Source organism: Streptomyces sp. NPDC033178 (genome assembly GCF_055577685.1).
Genome location: NZ_JBVIPT010000035.1, coordinates 59128 through 61908 on the forward strand (window position 1 = coordinate 59128; position 2781 = coordinate 61908).

The 2781-nt window shown below is 65.4% G+C and carries 2 protein-coding genes and 1 pseudogene; 2 read left to right on the forward strand and 1 reads right to left on the reverse strand.

All coding sequences use genetic code 11. The annotated features are described in order from the left end of the window. Positions 1 to 137: 137 nt before the first annotated feature. On the reverse strand, positions 138 to 281 hold the full coding sequence (locus ACZ5VQ_RS47565; RefSeq protein ID WP_469110464.1) for a hypothetical protein: 144 nt from the start codon (positions 279 to 281) through the stop codon (positions 138 to 140). Positions 282 to 789: 508 nt separating this feature from the next. Between ACZ5VQ_RS47565 and ACZ5VQ_RS47570 the strand changes: the two genes are divergently transcribed. Then, positions 790 to 2040: a DUF2971 domain-containing protein gene (locus ACZ5VQ_RS47570; RefSeq protein ID WP_469110465.1), complete on the forward strand. Its 1251-nt coding sequence runs from the start codon at positions 790 to 792 to the stop codon at positions 2038 to 2040. A 106-nt stretch (positions 2041 to 2146) separates the two neighbouring features. Further along, positions 2147 to 2781: pseudogene (locus tag ACZ5VQ_RS47575) on the forward strand (hypothetical protein); the annotation flags it as partial.

Genomic DNA, 2781 nt, shown 5'->3' on the forward strand with positions numbered 1-2781 from the left:
TCCCCTTCTTTGCTGGGGCCGCTACGCTTAAGGACGGTCACCCCCCTTTGGGTGTGCCCCCCCCCCTTGGGTGGGGGGGGGGGGGGGGGCGCTTTCCCCCCCCCCCCCCCCCCACTCCTGGGTGAGACCTCAAGAAGTCACTTCTTGCCGGAACGCTTCTTGACCGTCTCGACTACCGTCTTCGCGGGGTTACGCCTGGCGTAGCCCTTCGTCACGAAGCGGCCGCTGTCGGCGCTCCGGGCTCGTGTCCCGGAGCTGCCGCGGCTTCCTCTCCTGGGCATCGTTGCTCACCCCCCTTCCCTCTGGGCACAGTTGTGCCATTTTGGAGTGTATGGCCCGGCACTGACAGTCCAGCGCCCCGCAGACCGGTGGCCCGGTAAGGCGAATTCGCTCGGGGCACTGCGTCGGATCGCCAGCACAGTGGCAGGCCGGTGCCCGAAGCCCAGTCACAACAACTCCCGAACGATGGCGTGCCATGTGCGCCCTGACCAGCCGTCACCTTGCAGGCGAGCGGGGGTGTCAGTGGTGGCGCCTACGGTGACCTTCTTCCCGGCAGGGCGGAGCCGGACATAGTGAAGCAACCACGCAATGGGAGGTACTCCGTTGAGATATCACCAGATCACAGCAACCAACGCGCCTCGATCGCACGGAGGCCAACAAGCACACCCGCTCCACGCGGCTCGTCGGCACACCGGGAAACGGTCGCGCACACCCACACGATTATCGTCACTCTGACGATTTCACGGTAGGGTGCATCCGTCAGTTCAGACCCCGGAAGGACGGTGCTCGATGACCACTGACGACCAGCCCCTCAGCTCCGCAGCCCCCTCTCAGGCGGTTCTGGCCTTCGAGAACCACAACGAGTTCGAGGTACTGACCACCCCCCGCGGCCTGACCGCCAGCCTGTTCCATTACACGAACGACAAAGGGCTCTTCGGCATCTTGGCTTCGGGCGAACTCCGCCTGTCGCCTTATCAGTCCACCAATGACCTGTGGGAATCACAGCCCCACTACCCAAGCTTCAGCAATCGCTCCCATGCGGGCTCCGGACCCGACCTGGCCTTGTGGGACGAAGTCGACCGGCAGCTGCGTCTGCACACCAAGGTCGGATGTCTGACGCAGGACGTGACCTTGCCAGACACCGTGGCCAACCCCGACGCACTGCGCGGCTGGGCGCACCTGGCGCTGTGGGCCCATTACGGCGCAGGACATCGGGGGGTGTGCCTGAAGTTCGACCGTGCCCGGCTCGTCGAGTCGTTCCTTCACCACTCCGGTCCTGCTTCACTGACCTTCCATGGCCCCGTCCGCTACCTCAGCAGCCAGCACAGTCCCGCCATTGTCGGCATCGACCTGGAGCAGGTCGAAGAGTTCGGGATCGACGCCGTGTCACTGGCCTACGCCGAGGCCAACAAGGACCAGCTGTTCTTCCGCAAGCACATCGACTGGAACAGCGAGGCCGAGTACCGGCTGGTCGCACTGAACCAATCCGTTGACTTCGACTACGTCGACATCCGCGGCGCCCTCACAGGCATCGTCCTGGGCCATGCCTTCCCGCCAGAGAACCTGCCGGGCCTGCTGGCCGCGCTGGAGCCCTACCCGGGCGTCGCCATCGAGCAGATCCAGTTCTTCAACCGCGGCCTGTTCATCGTTCCCTTCAAAGGCGCTGCCGAGCGCGCCGTTCGGCCGGTGTCTGGTGTGGAGTGGCCCACCGCGCGCAGAATCGAGTCCCTGGCCGAGCGTCTGCAGGCTCTGCGTTCGGCAGAAGCCGAGGCCGAGGCTCGCACCACAGCTGGAGCGCTCGCGGCCGAAGACCACGTCAGGACGCTGCAAGAAGGCATCGAGGAACTGGCTGGCGAGCTGAGCGGCTGGCCTGGCACCGAGGTGGAAACCCATCCGCAGGCCAAGGCCATCAACGCGGAAGACTACAAAGCCAGTCCGGGAGTCCCCGGCGAGGTGATCCATTACCAGCGTGGCTTCATGTGTGTGATGGAGAACCTGCCCAAGTACTCCCACACGCTGGTGGTGTCGGCGTACACGTGAACGTACAGAGCCGCGTACGGATGAACGTGCAGAGTTCTTGATGTGCTGAGGGCTGGTGCCCGGCACTCTGCTCCTGTCCTGTTCGGGGGTGCAGAGGGGGTGGGTTGTGGTCTTGGACCCGGAACGCTGGCTGGAACTCCGGCGTTTTCGCGGCCTGGTCGAGTCCGGTGCGATGAGCTTGTCGGAGGTCGCCAAGGAGACCGGGCTGAACTGGCGGACCGTCAGCAAGTACCTGTCCGCCGACGGGCCCGCGTCGCCTCCTCGCCGGTCGCCGAACGGGCGGGTGCGGGCGAGGGTGATCGACGAGTTCGCGCCGCTGGTCGACTCGATGCTGCGGGCGGAGATCCTGATAAAGGCCGCAGTCATCCACGAACGCCTCGCCCAGGAGTACGGGTTCACCGGGAATTACCAGCGGGTCAAGCTCTATGTCCAGGAAGCCCGCCCCCGGGTCGCGGAAGAACTCGGCATCACTCCGAAGGAACTGGCGGGCATGCACCGCCGCTTCGAGGTCATCCCCGGCGCCCAGGCGCAAGTGGACTGGGGCGACGAGGGCAAGGTCCTCACCCACATGGGCATTGCGAAGGTCTACTCGTTCCACATGGTCCTGTCGTACTCGCGCGACCCGTTCTGCTGCTTCACCACCAGCCAGACACCTCACGATGCCAACGCGTCAAGCTGCGGCGGCGAGTTCGGTGGGGAACGCGGCGTGTTCGTCGAACAGCTGGCGGTGCTGCAGGCAGT

Excerpts from the sequence above, each read along its gene's own strand:
- ACZ5VQ_RS47570 (WP_469110465.1), top strand. The coding sequence starts at position 790 with ATGACCACTGACGACCAGCCCCTCAGCTCCGCAGCCCCCTCTCAGGCG.
- ACZ5VQ_RS47565 (WP_469110464.1), bottom strand. The coding sequence starts at position 281 with ATGCCCAGGAGAGGAAGCCGCGGCAGCTCCGGGACACGAGCCCGGAGC.